The sequence below is a fragment of the Flavobacterium polysaccharolyticum genome (assembly GCF_038739875.1).
GTDB lineage: Bacteria > Bacteroidota > Bacteroidia > Flavobacteriales > Flavobacteriaceae > Flavobacterium > Flavobacterium polysaccharolyticum.
Genome location: NZ_JBCGDP010000012.1, coordinates 141,727 through 158,301, shown reverse-complemented (window position 1 = coordinate 158,301; position 16,575 = coordinate 141,727). Strand labels below are relative to the sequence as shown.

10 protein-coding genes and 1 rRNA gene are annotated in these 16,575 nt (G+C 35.9%); 4 read left to right on the top strand and 7 right to left on the bottom strand.

What is annotated here, in order from left to right; genetic code table 11:
• Positions 1-88, top strand: a 5S ribosomal RNA gene (rrf, locus tag WFZ86_RS13150); the annotation flags it as partial.
• A 361-nt stretch (positions 89-449) separates the two neighbouring features.
• Here rrf and pheT read toward each other — a convergent pair.
• The 6 genes from pheT to recG form a co-directional block, all read right to left on the bottom strand.
• Positions 450-2,870: a phenylalanine--tRNA ligase subunit beta gene (gene pheT / locus WFZ86_RS13145; RefSeq protein ID WP_342692349.1), complete on the bottom strand. Its 2,421-nt coding sequence runs from the start codon at positions 2,868-2,870 to the stop codon at positions 450-452.
• 96 nt (positions 2,871-2,966) lie between these two features.
• Positions 2,967-3,830 (bottom strand): bestrophin family protein, encoded by an 864-nt coding sequence (locus WFZ86_RS13140; RefSeq protein ID WP_342692348.1) that lies wholly within the window; start codon positions 3,828-3,830, stop codon positions 2,967-2,969.
• 17 nt (positions 3,831-3,847) lie between these two features.
• Positions 3,848-5,149 carry a TolC family protein gene (locus tag WFZ86_RS13135; protein WP_342692347.1) on the bottom strand — a complete coding sequence of 434 codons (1,302 nt, stop codon included), beginning with the start codon at positions 5,147-5,149 and terminating at the stop codon, positions 3,848-3,850.
• 213 nt (positions 5,150-5,362) lie between these two features.
• Positions 5,363-8,458, bottom strand: coding sequence for an efflux RND transporter permease subunit (locus WFZ86_RS13130; RefSeq protein WP_342692346.1), 3,096 nt, complete (start codon positions 8,456-8,458; stop codon positions 5,363-5,365).
• Positions 8,459-8,673: 215 nt separating this feature from the next.
• Positions 8,674-9,732 (bottom strand): efflux RND transporter periplasmic adaptor subunit, encoded by a 1,059-nt coding sequence (locus WFZ86_RS13125; RefSeq protein ID WP_342692345.1) that lies wholly within the window; start codon positions 9,730-9,732, stop codon positions 8,674-8,676.
• Between the two features lie 303 nt (positions 9,733-10,035).
• Entirely contained in the window at positions 10,036-12,144 is a 2,109-nt protein-coding gene (gene recG, locus WFZ86_RS13120) for an ATP-dependent DNA helicase RecG (RefSeq protein ID WP_342692344.1), read from the bottom strand.
• A gap of 160 nt (positions 12,145-12,304) precedes the next feature.
• Between recG and WFZ86_RS13115 the strand changes: the two genes are divergently transcribed.
• Positions 12,305-12,751: a NanQ anomerase/TabA/YiaL family protein gene (locus WFZ86_RS13115; protein ID WP_342692343.1), complete on the top strand. Its 447-nt coding sequence runs from the start codon at positions 12,305-12,307 to the stop codon at positions 12,749-12,751.
• Between the two features lie 11 nt (positions 12,752-12,762).
• A complete protein-coding gene (locus WFZ86_RS13110) occupies positions 12,763-13,308 on the top strand; it encodes a DUF1697 domain-containing protein (protein WP_342692342.1) in 546 nt (181 codons plus the stop codon).
• 366 nt (positions 13,309-13,674) lie between these two features.
• Here the strand turns inward: WFZ86_RS13110 and WFZ86_RS13105 are convergent, their stop codons facing one another.
• Positions 13,675-14,412, bottom strand: a complete 738-nt coding sequence (locus WFZ86_RS13105; protein WP_342692341.1) for a Dph6-related ATP pyrophosphatase — start codon at positions 14,410-14,412, stop codon at positions 13,675-13,677.
• A 98-nt stretch (positions 14,413-14,510) separates the two neighbouring features.
• On the opposite strand from WFZ86_RS13105, the gene WFZ86_RS13100 reads away from it, so the two are divergent.
• Positions 14,511-16,574: a M1 family metallopeptidase gene (locus WFZ86_RS13100; protein WP_342692340.1), complete on the top strand. Its 2,064-nt coding sequence runs from the start codon at positions 14,511-14,513 to the stop codon at positions 16,572-16,574.
• Position 16,575: the final 1 nt, after the last annotated feature.

Genomic DNA, 16,575 nt, shown 5'->3' with positions numbered 1-16,575 from the left:
GCTCACCTCTTCCCATTCCGAACAGAGAAGTTAAGCCCGCCTGCGCAGATGGTACTGCAATTTGTGGGAGAGTATGTCGCCGCCTTTCTTTAAAGAACCCCTTCATCAGATGATGAAGGGGTTTTTTGTGCGTTTATGTTTTTTAATCCGCAAAATAAGGGATCAAGTCCAAAAGTTGGGGATTAAGCAAAAAGATTGGATAATCTGAATAAGAAGAAATCTATTTTTATTACCCCTCTAAACTGACTTCTAAAGGCTTTTTTTTTGCATTAAAAGATTCTGAAGCTGAATTTGTATTTCAATAGATTTGGAAATGAAGGTTTGTTTAATTTTCTTTATCTTTTTAATCAATCTTTTGGTATAATAATATACATAAAAAAAATTGACAGGTAATACCTGTCAATTTTTTTATTTTAAAATCTATAATGATAGAAAACTATATAAATAAACTATCTCAAAACAGCTCCTAGTTCTGTCTCAAAATTCTTTTGCAATTTAGACATGATTTTGTCAATTTGAACATCTTCTAGAGTCTTTGCAGTATCTTGAATTGTAAAACTTAAGGCATATGATTTTTTGCCTTCAGGTAAATTTGACCCCGCATAAACATCAAACAAGTTGATTTCTTTTAGCAATGATTTTTCAGTTTGTCTTGCAATTTTATAAATAGCATCATAAGAGACTTCGTTGTCTAATAACAAAGCTAAATCTCTACGCACTTCAGGATATTTTGGAATATCGGTAAATTTAATTTTGCTTGACACTAATTTTAAAACAAGTGCCCAATTGAAATCTGCATAAAAAACTTCTTGTTTAATTCCAAAATGCTTTAGAATTGATTTTTTAACTACACCAAATTCAACTAAAGTTTCTTGACCTAAACCAAAAGCAATTCCTTCTGAAAAAACATCAGAAGTTACAGGAATACAATTGGTTTTTTGAATTCCTAATTTTTCTAAAATTGCAGTAACAAAACCTTTAAATAAGAAGAAATTGGATGGTTGAGATGCTTGTGTCCAACTTTCTTGATTTCTATTTCCGGTTTGGAACAAAGTCAAATGTTTGATTTCTTCGTAACCAGAAGGGTAGTTGTGGTATGATTTCCCGAATTCAAATAGTTTTAAATCGGCATTTTTTCTGTTGATGTTGTAAGCCAACGCTTCTAATCCTGAAAACAACAAGGATTGTCGCATTGTTGCTAAATCACTGCTTAATGGATTTAGCATCGTTACATTGTGTTCTTCTTTAAGTACAGTTGAAAGTTCTGCATAAGCAGCTGTAGTCAACGAATTGGCCATCATTTCATGAAAGCCTTGTGCGTTCAATTGTGAGGCAATGGTGTTTTGAACTTTATAATCTTCTGTTCTTGGAGAATTGGCTACAGATGCATTGATTTTTTTGGATAAACTAATATTGTTGTACCCATAAACACGAAGGATTTCTTCGATTACATCTATTTCTCTTTGAACATCAACTCGATAAGCTGGAATTGTTAATCCCAAACCAGCATCAGAAACACTGTTTACTTTTATTTCTAAAGAAGCCAAAATTTGTTTGATGGTATCTTTTGGTAATTCTTGACCAATGATTTTAGCAACTTTGCTAAAGTTTAAGAATACCGTAAAGTCTTCTATTTTCTTTGGATATACATCCACAATATCAGATGTAATTTCTCCACCTGCCACTTCTTGAATCAAAAGTGCCGCTCTTTTTAAAGCATATTCTGTGATGGTTGGGTCTATTCCACGCTCAAAACGGAAAGAGGCATCGGTGTTTAATTGATGTCTTTTGGCTGTTTTTCGAACGCTTACTGGGTTAAAGTAAGCACTTTCAAGGAAAATTGCTGTTGTGTTTTCGGATACACCAGAATTTTTTCCTCCAAATACACCTGCGATACACATTGGTCCTTTGTCATCACAAATCATTACATCTTCTTCATGCAAAGTTCTTTCGACATCATCAAGAGTAGTGAATTTTGTTCCTGTAGGCAACGTTTTTACCTGTACTTTTCCATTTATTTTGTTAGCATCAAAAGCGTGAAGAGGTTGTCCTAAATCGTGTAAAACATAATTGGTTACGTCAACAATGTTGTTTTTGGGATTGATTCCTATTGCTTTTAAGCGATTTTGTAACCACTCAGGCGAAGTTTTTACGGTAATTCCGGATATCGTAACCCCGCAATATCTTGGTACTAATTTGCTCTCTTTTACATCAACATCTATTTTTAAAGTGCGTTTATCAACTCTAAAATTACTAACAGATGGTGTGATTAACTCTACGTTAACACCACTTTGTAGCATTCCTGCTCTTAGGTCTCTTGCGGTTCCAAGATGACTCATAGCATCAGCACGATTAGGTGTTAATCCTATTTCAAAAACTTCGTCATTTTCAATTTTAAATACTGTGGCAGCTTTAGTTCCTGGAACCAAAGTTTCATCTAAAATCATAATTCCATCATGACTTTCGCCAAGACCTAATTCATCTTCTGCGCAAATCATTCCGTGGCTTTCTTGTCCGCGTATTTTTCCCTTTTTTATCGTAAATGGATTTCCTTCTTTATCATATAAAACCGTTCCTATAGTTGCAACAGGTACTTTTTGTCCAGCACCTACATTACTTGCTCCACATACAATTTGAACGGGAGTCCCATCTCCTAAATCAACAGTTGTAACCTTTAATCTATCAGCATCTGGGTGCGGTACACAAGTAAGTACGTGTCCTACTACAATGCCTTCTAAACCTCCTTTTACAGATTGGTATTTGTCTACCGTTTCTACTTCAAGTCCTAAATCTGTAAGTAATGCAGCAGTTTCTTCAGAATTCCAATCTATTTTAATGAATTGTTTTAACCAGTTATATGATATTTTCATTTGTCATTTTTAATAAGAATGCAAATATAAGGATTGCTGTTTGGAGATAGAAACATTTTTATTGTTTTTTGGAAACGGAGGAAGTATAAATTGTAGTTACAACAACTCCTCAATATGTTTTTTAATGTTGGAAGCAATCTTTGCAGTTGGCAAATCATTCGCATCAGAACCAAAAGGGTCCTCAATTTCTTCAGCAATCAATTCTAAACTTGCCAAGACATAAAAAATAAATACGACTACAGGAACTACATAATACCCTAAGCTAAAAACATAACCAAAAGGCAAAGTAAGCACATAGATGAAAATGAATTTCTTGATAAATGCACTGTAAGAATAGGGGATAGGTGTGTTTTTTATGCGTTCGCAAGCTCCACAGATATCTGTAAATGATTGAATTTCGTTATTTAGAATAATCAGCTGATTGCCAGTTATTTTTTTGGAAATATACAAATCATTGATTTTTTGAAACAGCATTTGTGCTATTTGATTAGGGCGGTGTCTGTGATGGTCAATTTCTAAATCTACATCATCAAACAGTTGTTGAGCCGTTTCTTCATCATTGAGATGCTTTTGCACAATCGAAGCATAACCAGGAATCATTTTTCTAAAAAACACTTTATCCTTCTCGTCTTGCAAAATAGCAGACAATTTAATAGCTAGGTTTCTACTATTGTTTACCAATCCACCCCACATTTTTCGACCTTCCCACCATCTATCATAGGCTGTATTGGTTCGGTATGCTAGTAACAACGAAATCACGAATCCTAGCATACTGTGCATCATTGAGATGTTTTTGACGTGACTGTCATCGGGTAAATGCCAATATTCAATTTCTAAATATCCTATCGCTGCCGAATAAGCACCAATCAAAAACATAATAGGTGCTAGTTTTCTAAAGGTATCACCTTTACTAAAGAAAAATATAAATTGAATCCAATTTTTGGGGTTATAGGAAGTCATTTTGGTAGAATGAAAAATTAATACGCAATATTTCCTGCCAATTCTTTTAGCGCAATTTCAGATAATTTCGCTTGGTATTGTGCATTGCTATTTCTAACTCTTGCATTCACATAATTTAATTGAGCGGCTCTAAATTCGATGGTAGTTATGGTACCAATTTTTAGTTTATCAATTGTAATAGCAAGATTTTGTTTGGCAATCGCTTCGTTATTTTGCTCCAAATTAATCAATTCTAAATTGGTCAAATACGTTTGATAAAAAGTAGACAGTTGCGATTCTAACAATTGGGATTGCTGTTCAATAGCAAGCTTTGTATTCTCTAATTCGAGTTTGGCTATTTTTTCATTTCTATTTTGGGCAAAACCGTCAAACACATTTAAGGTTGCTGAAAAACCATAATTCAATCCTCTAGCAGATGATTCTCTCGTGAATCCCAAACTCGATTCGGTGTTTTGAAAATTGTAACCTGTATTCAAACTCACTACAGGATATCTAGCGGCTTTGACTTGTTTTAGTTGCAATTCCGAGACATTTTTGGCAATGATTTGCGTCTGTAATTGTGGATTTTGTTGTTTGGCAAGTTCTATCAAAGTGGGTAATAAAAGTGTGTTGTCAACTTTAATTTCGTCCAAGATTTTGAATGCAGTTTTTGGGTCTCTTGCTAAAATTTGATTCAATTTTATTTTAGTATTTGCAAATAATTCCTGTTGTCTCAACAAGGTCACTTTATCGGTATTCAAATCCACTTGAGCATTCAAAACTTCTAATTTAGACGCTTTTCCAATTTTAAAACGGTTTTCTGCCAATTGCAATCTTTGAGTCGAAATCAATAAGGTACTATCAATCGCCATCAGCTGTTGCTGTTGTTGTACCAAATCAAAGTAGGTCGCATTCACTTCAGCAATTTTAATCAAAATAGTTTGTTTCAATCTAGTTTCGCCTAACTGTTGTAATTTCTTTAACTGGTCGTATCTAGCAAACATTCTCAATCCGTCAAAGATTGTCCAATCCAAGCTCACACCATAATTCAGACTATTGTTTTTGGCATTTTTTAGCGAGTTTACTTGCCCTGTTTGCAAGGTTTGAGAACTATTCTGAATTCGGTTATTATCCACCACCGAAGCAGTTACTGAGGGCAACATTCCAGCATTTCCCTCAGACATATTAACCTTGTCTATGTTCAGGTTATTGTTGGCAATTTTTATTTCAAAATTATTGTCCAAGGCTATAGCCACCGCATCTTTTATCGTCAAAACTTCTTGAGCGTTTCCTAGAACACTACCAAGCAATAACAAAAATGCAATTATATTTTTTCTCATTTCTTATTTTCAACTACCAATTAAATTCTAATTTTCTAATTCAAGGAGCATCACATCTGTTTTCAAAACACGATTCCTCCCGCTATCCGCTATATCTTTTTTTATTTTTGAAAAGAAAAATAAAAAAAGGATGCCGCTGCACACGAGCGAAGCGAACTGGCGAAGCAATCGGGGCTAGAGGAGACTTCTCTTTTTCATAAGACGAATCAACGACTATTTCGATTCGGCTTCGTATTCTGCAATATGGTCAAATTCAGGATAATGTTTTCTGGCTTTTGACCACATCAAATACAACGCTGGAATTACAAATAAAGTCAATACCAACGAAAAAATGGTTCCTCCAACAATCACGACTCCCATACCAATTCTACTAGTCGAAGCTGCTCCAAGTGACAAAGCAATTGGTAACGCTCCTAACGAAATCGCCAAACTCGTCATCAAAATAGGACGCAAACGCGCTTCAGAAGCTTCCATAATCGCTTCAAATTTTGGTTTGCCTTGTTCTCGTAATTGATTCGCAAATTCTACAATCAAAATACCGTTTTTGGTCACCAACCCAATCAACATTACGGTTCCAATCTGACTGAAAATATTCCAAGTTTGATTGAACAACCACAACGAAAATAAAGCTCCAGCTACCGCCATCGGAACTGTCAAAATGATAATAAACGGGTCAATAAAACTTTCAAATTGTGCAGCCAAAATCAAAAATATCAAGATTAAAGCCAATCCAAAAGCAAAGGAAGTATTTGAACTACTTTCCACAAAATCTCGAGATTCTCCACCTAAGTCGGTCGTAAATGTATCGTCCAAAACTTTGGCTTTGATTCTATTCATCGCTTCAATTCCTTCGCCCAAACTTTTGCCTGGCGCTAATCCCGCCGAAACAGTGGCCGACATATAACGGTTGTTGTGATACAATTGCGGTGGATTACTTTGTTCTTGGATGGTCACTACATTGTCCATTTGAATCAATTCTCCTTTGTTGTTTTTGACAAACATAGAAGCAATATCAAGTGGTTTGGTACGGTCTTCTTGGTTGAATTGTCCAATGACTTGGTATTGTTTCCCGTTTTGCATAAAATAACCAAAACGTTGTCCGCTCAACGAAAGTTGTAAAGTTTGTGCAATATCCAAAACAGAAATCCCTAAGCTTTCTGCTTTTTCTCTGTCGATAGTAACAGTGACTTCAGGTTTGTTGAATTTCAGGTTCACATCGGTAATCGCAAAAGTAGAGTCTTTAGCAGCTTCTTCCATAAACAATGGAATTTTCTCTTCTAATTTTTTAAAGTTTGGCGCCTGAATAATGTATTGAATAGGCAATCCTCCACGACGGTTCACGGCAATTGTTGGTTGCTCAATAACTGCTGTTTTAGCTTCAGGAAATTGTTTGGTGATTTTGGTTAATTGTTCTGCAATTTCCTTTTGAGAACGCTTTCTTTCTTCTGGTGCTTTCAAGGCAATACGAACACGTCCGCTGTTTACAGTAGAGGCTCCAAAACCTGGTGATGTTATGATAAGCGAAACATTTTTCTCTGGAATGGAATCGTCTACAATTTTAGAGACTTCCTGCATAAAACGGTCAGTATATTCATAAGAAGCGCCTTCTGGAGTAGTCATTGACATTACAATGGCACTTCTGTCATCATAAGGAGCTGTTTCTTTTTTCAAAAGCGAAAAGAAAAGGTAAATCAATCCAAAACAAGCAATCAAAATAGGGAAACTCAACCATTTCTTTTTCATAAAACGGCCTAATGATTCTGCATAGTTACTGTTTAATTTTTCAAAATAAGGTTCGGTCATCAAATAGAATTTGGATTTCTTTTGAACGCCACCTTTCATTAAATAGGCATTTAGCATAGGCGTCAAAGTCAAAGAAACAAAAGCTGAAATTAGTACTGCTGCACCAATCACCACTCCAAATTCCCTAAACAATCGGCCAACAAAGCCTTCCAAAAATATTACAGGAAGAAATACTGCAGCCAACGTAATCGAAATTGAAATTACCGCAAAAAAGATTTCATTCGATCCTTTTATTGCTGCTTCAATAGGCGACATTCCTTCTTCTACCTTTTTGAAAATATTCTCTGTTACTACAATTCCATCATCCACTACTAATCCTGTAGCCAAAACAATTGCCAACAAGGTCAATACATTAATTGAAAATCCAAAAAGCCACATAATAAAGAATGTTGCAATTAAGGAAACGGGAATATCAATCAACGGACGGAAGGCAATGGCCCAATCTCTAAAGAATAAGTAAATAATCAAAATTACCAGAATGATCGAAATACCAAGAGTCTCAGCTACCTCAACCACCGATTTTTTTACAAAAATCGTACTGTCAATCGCAATGTTTAATTTGATATCCTTTGGTAAATCTTTTTGTAATGAATTATAGACTTTATAAAATTCTTTTGAAATATCTAAATAATTAGCCCCAGGAAGCGGAACTATCGCCACACCCAACAGCGGAAGCCCTGATTGACTCATTCTGGTTTCTAGATTTTCTGGTCCTAAAGTAGCGTTTCCAATATCGCTAAAACGGACAATTCTATCGCCCTCACTACGAATGATGATATTGTTAAACTCTTCAGGTTTGGTTAGGTTTCCTACTGTTTTTACGGTCAAATCAGTATTGTTTCCTGTTAATTTTCCTGAAGGCAATTCTACGTTTTGTTTATTTAATGCCGTACGAACTTCAGCTACAGTACACCCATAAGCTGCTAATTTTACGGGGTCAATCCACAAACGCATGGCGTATCTTTTTTGCCCCCAAATCTGCACACCACTTACGCCAGGAATGGTTTCTAGACGTTGCGCAATTACATTTTCTGCATAATCACTTAACTCTAATTCATTTCTAGAATCACTTTGTACCGTCATAGAAATAATGGATTCCCCATTGGCATCAGCTTTAGAAACTACAGGAGGAGCATCAATATCTTGCGGTAAGCTTCGAACGGCTTGTGATACTTTATCACGAACATCATTTGCAGCTTCCTCTAAATCTTTGTTCAAATCAAATTCAATAGTAATGTTACTACTTCCTTGAATACTCGAAGAAGTAACATTTCGAATACCATCTATAGAGTTAATGGCTTTTTCTAAAGGTTCAGTAATTTGAGATTCGATAATATCTGAATTCGCTCCAGTATAATTCGTTCTCACCGAAACTTGAGCAGGGTCGATAGAAGGGAATTCTCTAACACCCAAAAAAGTGTAACCAATGACTCCAAACAAAATAATAGTTAGGTTTAAAACTATTGTTAGAACGGGTCTTTTTATGCTTATGGTGGATAAACTCATTTGTTTTATTTTTTCTTTTAAAGTCCTTAGCGGTTAGTCCTCAGTCCTTATTTCTTAGTTTTTAGTTCTTAGTTTTTAGTGCTCAGTGCTTAGTTCTTGGTTTTTAGTTTATAATCTTCAGTTGTTTATGACTAATTACTAAGGACTAGGTACTAATTACTAACTACTAAACTCTTTAGCTAATCACTAGGAATAATTACTAATTACTATAAACACTACTTAATTTTAACTTTTACTGGTGTTTCGTCTTTCAAAGCCATTACGCCTGTGGTCAGTAAAGTATCTCCTGCTTTTAATCCTGAAAGAATCAAGATGGAAGCATCTGTTCTGGTAGAAGCTTCTACTTTTACTTCTTTTGCCATTCCTTTTTCGGAAATGAATACTTTTTTACCATTTTGAATCGGAACTATTGCTTCAGTTGGAACAACTATTGCATCGTTAATGACATCTAATGGTAATTCGACATTAGCAAAAGTCCCAGGGAAAAGCTTTCCTTCTTTGTTATCGGCAATAGCTCTAACTTGTAATGTGCGAGTTGCGGTTGCTACTTCAGGTTCAATAGCATAAACAACACCGTGGTATTTTTGAGTGGTACCAGAAACAGAAAAAGTGATGTTGGTATTTAACTTAATTTGAGAAGCATATTTTTCTGGAACTGAAAAGGTAATTTTTAATTTCCCGATATTAACCAAATTCGCAACTAGAGTAGTAGGTGTAATGTAGGTTCCTGGAGAGATAGAACGCAATCCTATTTTTCCAGAAAAAGGAGCTCTTACGGATGTTTTTGCAATTTGAGCTCTAATTAATTGCACTTGGGCTTGTGTTGATTTGTGCTCGGCTCTTGCCACATCATATTCTTCTTGGCTGATGGCTTCTTTTTGCAAAAGCAATTTAGCTCTTCTAGAATTTTCTGCGGCTAAACCTTCTTTAGTTGTTGCTTGAATGAGTTGGGCTTTTAATTCTTGGTCGTTGACTTTAAATAAAACTTGACCTTTGTTTACAAAACTTCCTTCTTGAAACGAAATGGCTTCTACAATACCAGAAACTTCACTTCTAATTTCAACTTGTTCATTGGCTTCGATAGAACCTGAAAGCGATAAATTGTTTTTAAAAACTTGGGTTTTAATAACGATTCCACTTACGTTCATCGGTTTGTCTTTTCCTCCTTTGTCTTTTGAATCTCCTCCTTTTTTAGAATTCGAAACGACTCTGTAGGCTATAAAACCTCCAATGATAAGAACTAAAAGCGTGTAAACAAGGTTTTTTATTTTCATAAGGTTATTTATTTTTTTTGGTAATTCTTTGGGTGTGGAAAGCAGTTTTTTTTAACCTTCTAAAGTAAGATAAATTGAATTTTAAACTTGCTTTTTTATCAATTAATTAGATGAGACATCATAAATAATCAATGGTTTAATTGGTTTTTAAAAAAAGTTCAAAAACAAAAGTAAAGCATTTGTAAGAAAGCGATAATAAGAAAAAATAATTTAACATTTGTACATACAAATTAATAAAACAACTCGGAATCGTTTCGTTTTAAATCATAAATTCTTAAAAACAAAGAGAATTTAATAATAGATTTAACTAATATAGTTCCAAATATTTTTTTTCTTGGTAAGTTCTATAAAAACCATTCTAAGGATAGTGTTTTCTGGTTTTTGCATAGAAGGGTCGTCATTCAATACTTTGAAAGCGTAATTTCTAGCCAAAAGCAATATGTCTTTGTCTTTGACCAAATCCGCAATTTGAAGGTTTAAAACCCCACTTTGTTGGGTTCCCATTATATCTCCTGGTCCGCGTAATTTCAAGTCTACCTCGGCAATTTCAAATCCGTCGTTGCTATTGACCATAGTTTCCATTCTAATTTTACTATCGCTAGTCAGTTTGTGAGAAGTCATCAAGATGCAATAACTTTGTTCAGCACCACGACCTACGCGACCACGCAATTGATGGAGTTGAGAGAGTCCAAAGCGTTCGGCACTCTCAATAATCATTACGCTGGCATTTGGCACATTTACACCAACTTCAATTACAGTAGTGGCTACCATAATATTTGTTTTTCCTTCGGCAAAGCGCTTCATTTCGGCATCTTTTTCAGCAGGTTTCATTTTACCGTGCAAAATCGAAATGGAATAGTCGGGTAGGGGGAAGTCTCTAGAAATACTCTCGTAACCATCCATCAAATCTTTGAAATCCATTTTTTCGGATTCCTGAATTAAAGGATACACAATATAAATTTGTCGCCCCAAAGCGATTTCATCTCGAATAAATTTCCAAACTTTCAAACGGTTGGAGTCAAAACGATGCACAGTTTGAATGGGTTTTCGACCAGGAGGCAATTCATCAATAACCGAAACATCTAAATCGCCATACAAACTCATCGCCAAAGTTCTAGGAATAGGTGTAGCCGTCATCACCAAAACGTGTGGTGGAATGGAGTTCTTTTTCCACAATTTAGACCTTTGTTCTACGCCAAAACGATGTTGTTCATCAATTACGGCTAAGCCTAAATTTTGAAACTGCACTTTGTCTTCCAATAGCGCGTGCGTACCAATTAAGATTTGCAAACTTCCATTTTCGAGTTCTTCGTGAATGATTTTACGTGCTGCAGTTTTGGTTGAACCTGTTAGTATTTTAATGTTGATATTTAAAGTATTTGCAAATTCTGAAAGTCCGATAAAATGTTGATTGGCCAAAATCTCTGTGGGCGCCATCAAGCAAGCCTGAAAACCATTGTCTAAAGCCAAAAGCATACTCATAAAAGCCACAATCGTTTTGCCTGAGCCCACATCTCCTTGCAACAAACGGTTCATTTGGGCATTGCTACCCATATCGGTTCGGATTTCCTTGATTACTCTTTTTTGTGCATTCGTCAAATCAAAAGGCAAGTGATTTTGATAAAAATCGTTGAATAATTCCCCTACTTTTGAAAAGGGATGTCCTTTGATTTTGTGTTTGCGAATCAAATTTTTGGTAATCAATTGCAGCTGAATGTAGAATAATTCTTCAAACTTCAGACGAAATTGTACTTTGGCTAGGGCCTCGCTGCTTTTTGGAAAGTGAATATTGAATAATGCAGCATTCTTTGGAATCAATTTCAATTCTTCAAGCAAATATTTCGGTAAAGTCTCGGTAAACAAAGCCTGTGTTTCTAAAAACAATTGCTGCATCATTTTGTTGATGACTCTGTTGCTAATCCCTCTGTTGGTCAAAGTTTCGGTAGAGGGATACACGGGTTGCATAGCCGAACGCAAGCTTTGTTGATGCTCAGCGAGTAACTCAATCTCGGGATGCGCTATACTGAACTGACTGCCGTATTGGGTACATTTCCCAAAAACAACACACATTTCATTGAGTTTTAAGCTCTCCTTAATCCATTTGTGACCTTGGAACCAATTCAAATCCATTTGTCCCGTCTCGTCAATGAAAGTAGCTACTAAACGCTTTTGGTTTTTACCAAACTCCACCGTTTTGATATGGATGATTTTACCAATAATTTGCACCTCGGCGGTGGTGCCTTGCAATTCATTGATTTTGTAATATCGAGTACGGTCAATGTAGCGATTGGGATAAAAATTGACCAAATCTCCATACTTATGAATCCCTAATTCTTTGCGAAGCAATGTCCCGCGAGTGGGGCCAACGCCTTTCAAATATTCAATGGGAGTTTCTAGGAGATTGTTGGACATTTTTGAGTTATCGGTTATGAGTTATGAGTTGTCAGTTATGAGTTACTTTGAATTTTTAATTCGCAAAGCGAAGATACTAGATTGTTTCTAGATTTGGAAATGGGTTTGTTTAGGAAATTCCTTCAATTCACAATATCTTTGGAAACTAAATACTAGAGATATGGTTATTGATAAAATTGAGAATTACAGACTATACAGCCAATTGACCAAACATTTGGCCAAAGGTTTTGAGTTTATAACTACCACCGATTTAAAGGCTATTGCCTCAGGAAAGCACGAAATTGATGGCGAGGCTGTTTTTGCGATTGTACAAGAATATGATACCAAAGACGAATCCGAATGTGTCCTGGAAGGGCACCACAAATATATTGATATTCAATACGTAATCAGTGGAGTTGAGTTGATGGGATTTGCGCCTTTGACCAACCAGAAAATGGTGGAAGAAGACTTAGAAAAGGATTATACATTTTATGAAGGTGACACTTCGTTATTGCGAGTGGAAGAAGGGATGTTTACATTGTTTTTTCCTGAAGATTTGCATCGCCCTTGTGTAAAAGCTGGTGTGGTTTCGAAAGTGAAGAAAGTAGTGGTGAAGGTTAAAATTTAATTCAAAAAATAATGACAACACACTTAGCACTCCTCCGTGGCATCAATGTTTCTGGACATAATATGATTAAAATGGAGGTTTTGAAAGCAACTCTTGAAGCCGTTGGTTTTAAGAACGTACAAACCTATATTCAGTCTGGAAATGTTTTTGTTGATAGCGAAGAGGAAAATCCTGCCAAGGTAGGTTTTATGATAAAGCAAGAACTATTTAAAGCTCTTGGTCTTGAAGTTCCTGTGGTGGTGATAGGAAAATCGGATTTGGAGGCTTGTTTTGCCAACAATTCTTTTTTGAAGGAAAAAGAAGTGGATTTGAAAAAATTGTATGTGGCTTTTATTTCGATGGAATTGAAAAGTGATAGTATCAATGATTTAAAAATGAGTCAAGTAAAACCCGATGAAGCACAGATTGATGCTAGTAGAATTTACATTAAATACGCTGTTGGCGCTGGGAAAACGAGATTCGACCAAAAATATATTGAAAAAAAATTAAACCTGATTGCTACGATAAGAAACTGGAATACAGTGACTCAGCTTCTTAAGTTGTTCGAAGAAAGATAAAATTTTAAAAAAAATAAAATAATTGACGCAACCTTTTTCGATTATGACAATCTAAGCTAAGAGATGCGGTTTGTAGTAGGATACAATTGTTACCACAATGACTACTTTGGGCTACAGCTTAAATTGTTTATAATTTGATTTTTTGGTTAATTTCAATTATGACGGCACCTTAAAGAGAACTCTAGAGCTTTTGCTTTATTGTTCTCTTTTTTTTAAGACCATTTACCCAAAAAGTACGGATGTTGCCTTTTAGCCCCGGGAGTAGCGGCATCCTTTGCTTTTTTTCTTTAGAAAAGCAAAGATATAGCGAATCACGGGACCATTGATGGCTAAAAAGTCCCATTCTTCCTGCTCCTAATACAACGCTTAATTAGGAATTAAATCGCAATACCAAAAGCCGTAGTCAAAGGCATCTGAGGCGCTGGTGTCGCAAGCGGTATCGGACGTATCTGTGGTGGCTGGTTTTTCGTATTTTCGGTAGACTACTTCTCCGATTTCAAAATCAATGGGCTGTTTGAACAATGGACCGTCGAAAGTAAAGGTGTGGAATTCGCCGTTTTCGCCACAAACATCGACGTTTTCTGGTAAATCGTTGATGAAATCTTGGTCAATGATGCGGCCCACAAAACTTTTGTCCAAATAGCGCTCGTTGACGCAAACGACGATGGTTTTGAAGCCTAAATCAATAAATTCTTGAATCAAGTCTTTTGTTGGTATTTTCCATAAGGGGAAAACACCTTGCAAATCCATCGTGGCGAGTTTGTCTTCGCGGTATTGGCGTAAATCTTCGAGGAAAATATCGCCAAAAATCGAGTGGGTGATGCCTCTGGTTTTGAGTTGTGTTAAGGTTGCGGCTAAGGCATTTTCGTAAACTTCCATCGTAGGCATTTCAGGAATTTCGACGATTTCTAGCGGTAAGCCGATGCTTTGAGCTTGCGATTGCAGCAATTCAACACGAAGACCGTGCATAGAAACGCGTTGGTATTTTTGGTTGACACTCGTCAAAAGACAGTCGATTTCGAACTCGGGATTTTGTAGTGTTTTGTATAAAGCAAGTGCAGAGTCTTTGCCGCTGCTCCAGTTAAATAAAGCTTTTGTTTTCAATTGGGGTTTGTTTTGGTTGCAAACTTACACATTTTGTACGATGGATAGGCCAAAGGTTTGTAACTTTGAAATTCAAATCCTATCGAAAATCTGTTTAGATGAAATATATTTTTCTTTTTTTAACCTCATTTATTTTTGCGCAACAAACGCAATCGGTTGACTTTAAAATAGCTAAGGGACAATTGTTTGTAAACCCAAAGGACAAAACGATTGCGGGGACTATTACCTATCATTTTAATGTGTTGCGACCCATCGATACGATTAAGATTGATGCGCAAAATATGCAGTTTACCAATGTGAAATTGAACGACAAACCGATTTCTTTTGTTACCAATGGAAAACAATTGTTGTTAATTTATCCGTTTAAAAAAGGTAAAAAATGGGTGCAGTTTTTTTATGAAGCCAAACCTAAGCAAACCTTATACTTTATAGGTTCTGAAGCGAATGCTAATTTACAGATTTGGACGCAAGGACAAGGGAAATACACCAGCCATTGGTTTCCGAGTTTTGATGATGTGAATGAAAAAGTGGTTTTTAACTTGGAAATTATCTTTGATAAAAACTATCAAGTCATTGCCAATGGAACCTTGAAAGAGAAAATAACGAATGGCAATAACACTTACTGGCGCTATAGAATGCAAAAGCCTATGAGTTCGTACTTGTTGATGATGGCTATTGGTAAATTTGATAAAAAAACGCAACAATCCAATTCTGGCGTGCCTTTAGAATGGTATTATGAACCTAAAGATGCAGCGTTTTTTGAACCAACCTATCGCCATTCGGAGGCTATTTTTAATTTTTTGGAGAAAGAAATAGGAGTGAAATACCCTTGGGGGAATTACAAGCAAGTTCCTGTTAGAGATTTTTTATATGCAGGAATGGAGAACACTTCGGCAACCACTTTTTCGAGTAGGTATGTGGTGGATTCTGTTGGGTTTAACGACCGAAAATATACCAATGTCAATGCACACGAGTTGGCACATCAGTGGTTTGGTGATTTGGTAACTGCCGAGAGCGGCAAACATCATTGGTTACAAGAAGGTTTTGCAACCTATTATGCGCTGTTGGCCGAGAAGGAATTGTACGGTGAAGATTATTTCTATAGTTATTTATACGAAAAAGCACAGCAGCTCAAATTTGCTTCTCGTACGGATACTATTCCGGTGTTGAATGCCAAAGCGAGTTCTTTGACCTTCTACGAAAAAGGTGCTTGGGCTTTATTTGTTTTGCATCAGAAAATAGGAGATAAGGCTTTTAAAAAAGCAATAAAAAACTATCTCAAGAAGCACGCTTTTCAAACGGTAAACACCAATGATTTTTTTGCTGAAATTGAAAAAGTTGCCGCTTTTGATACGAAATTATTTTCTAAAGTATGGCTTGAGGATTATAAATTCAATACTCTAGAAGCTAATGATTTACTTAAAAAAAATGCGGCAATAAAAGTCCAGTTAGAACTAGACCAATTGCGCAACACTCCTTTGGCAGAAAAGAAAGATTTTTTGATGAAAGTTTTGCAATCGGATGTCTATTATACGGTCAAAGAAAGTGTGATTTTTCAGCTTCGAAAAGAGTCCTACGACGATATAAAGGAGTTGTTAGCTGTGGCTATGGCGACTAAGAATTGGTCTATCCGACAGAAAATCGCAAATCTATTTCCTAAAGTTCCAGAAGCCTTCAAAGCCGATTATGAAACCTTGCTAACCGATGCTTCTTATCAAACGCAAGAAATTGCCTTGTTTCAATTGTGGAATAGTTTCGAGAATGACCGAATTCGTTATTTGGACCAAACCAAGAATTGGAAAGGTTTTAACGATTATAACTTGAGAATTTTGTGGTTGGCTTTGGCTTTGAATACACCCAATTACAATGCAGATGCTGCCGCTTTGTCTAAAGAACTAATTCAGTATTCTAGTCTTGATTTTGAAGCGAGCACACGTCAGAATGCATTAGAGAGTTTGATTTTCTTAGATTTTTTTAACACAACTGTTTGGAAAAATTTAGCAAATGCTACTACGCATCATTTATGGCAATTTTCTAAATTCGCTAGAGATGCCATCCGAAAGCAAATCAAACAAGAAAATAAAAGGAAGGCTTTACAAGAAGTGGCTTTGGATTTGCCACCAAAAGAACAAGAAATTATCAATAGATTGTTGAACGAGTAAT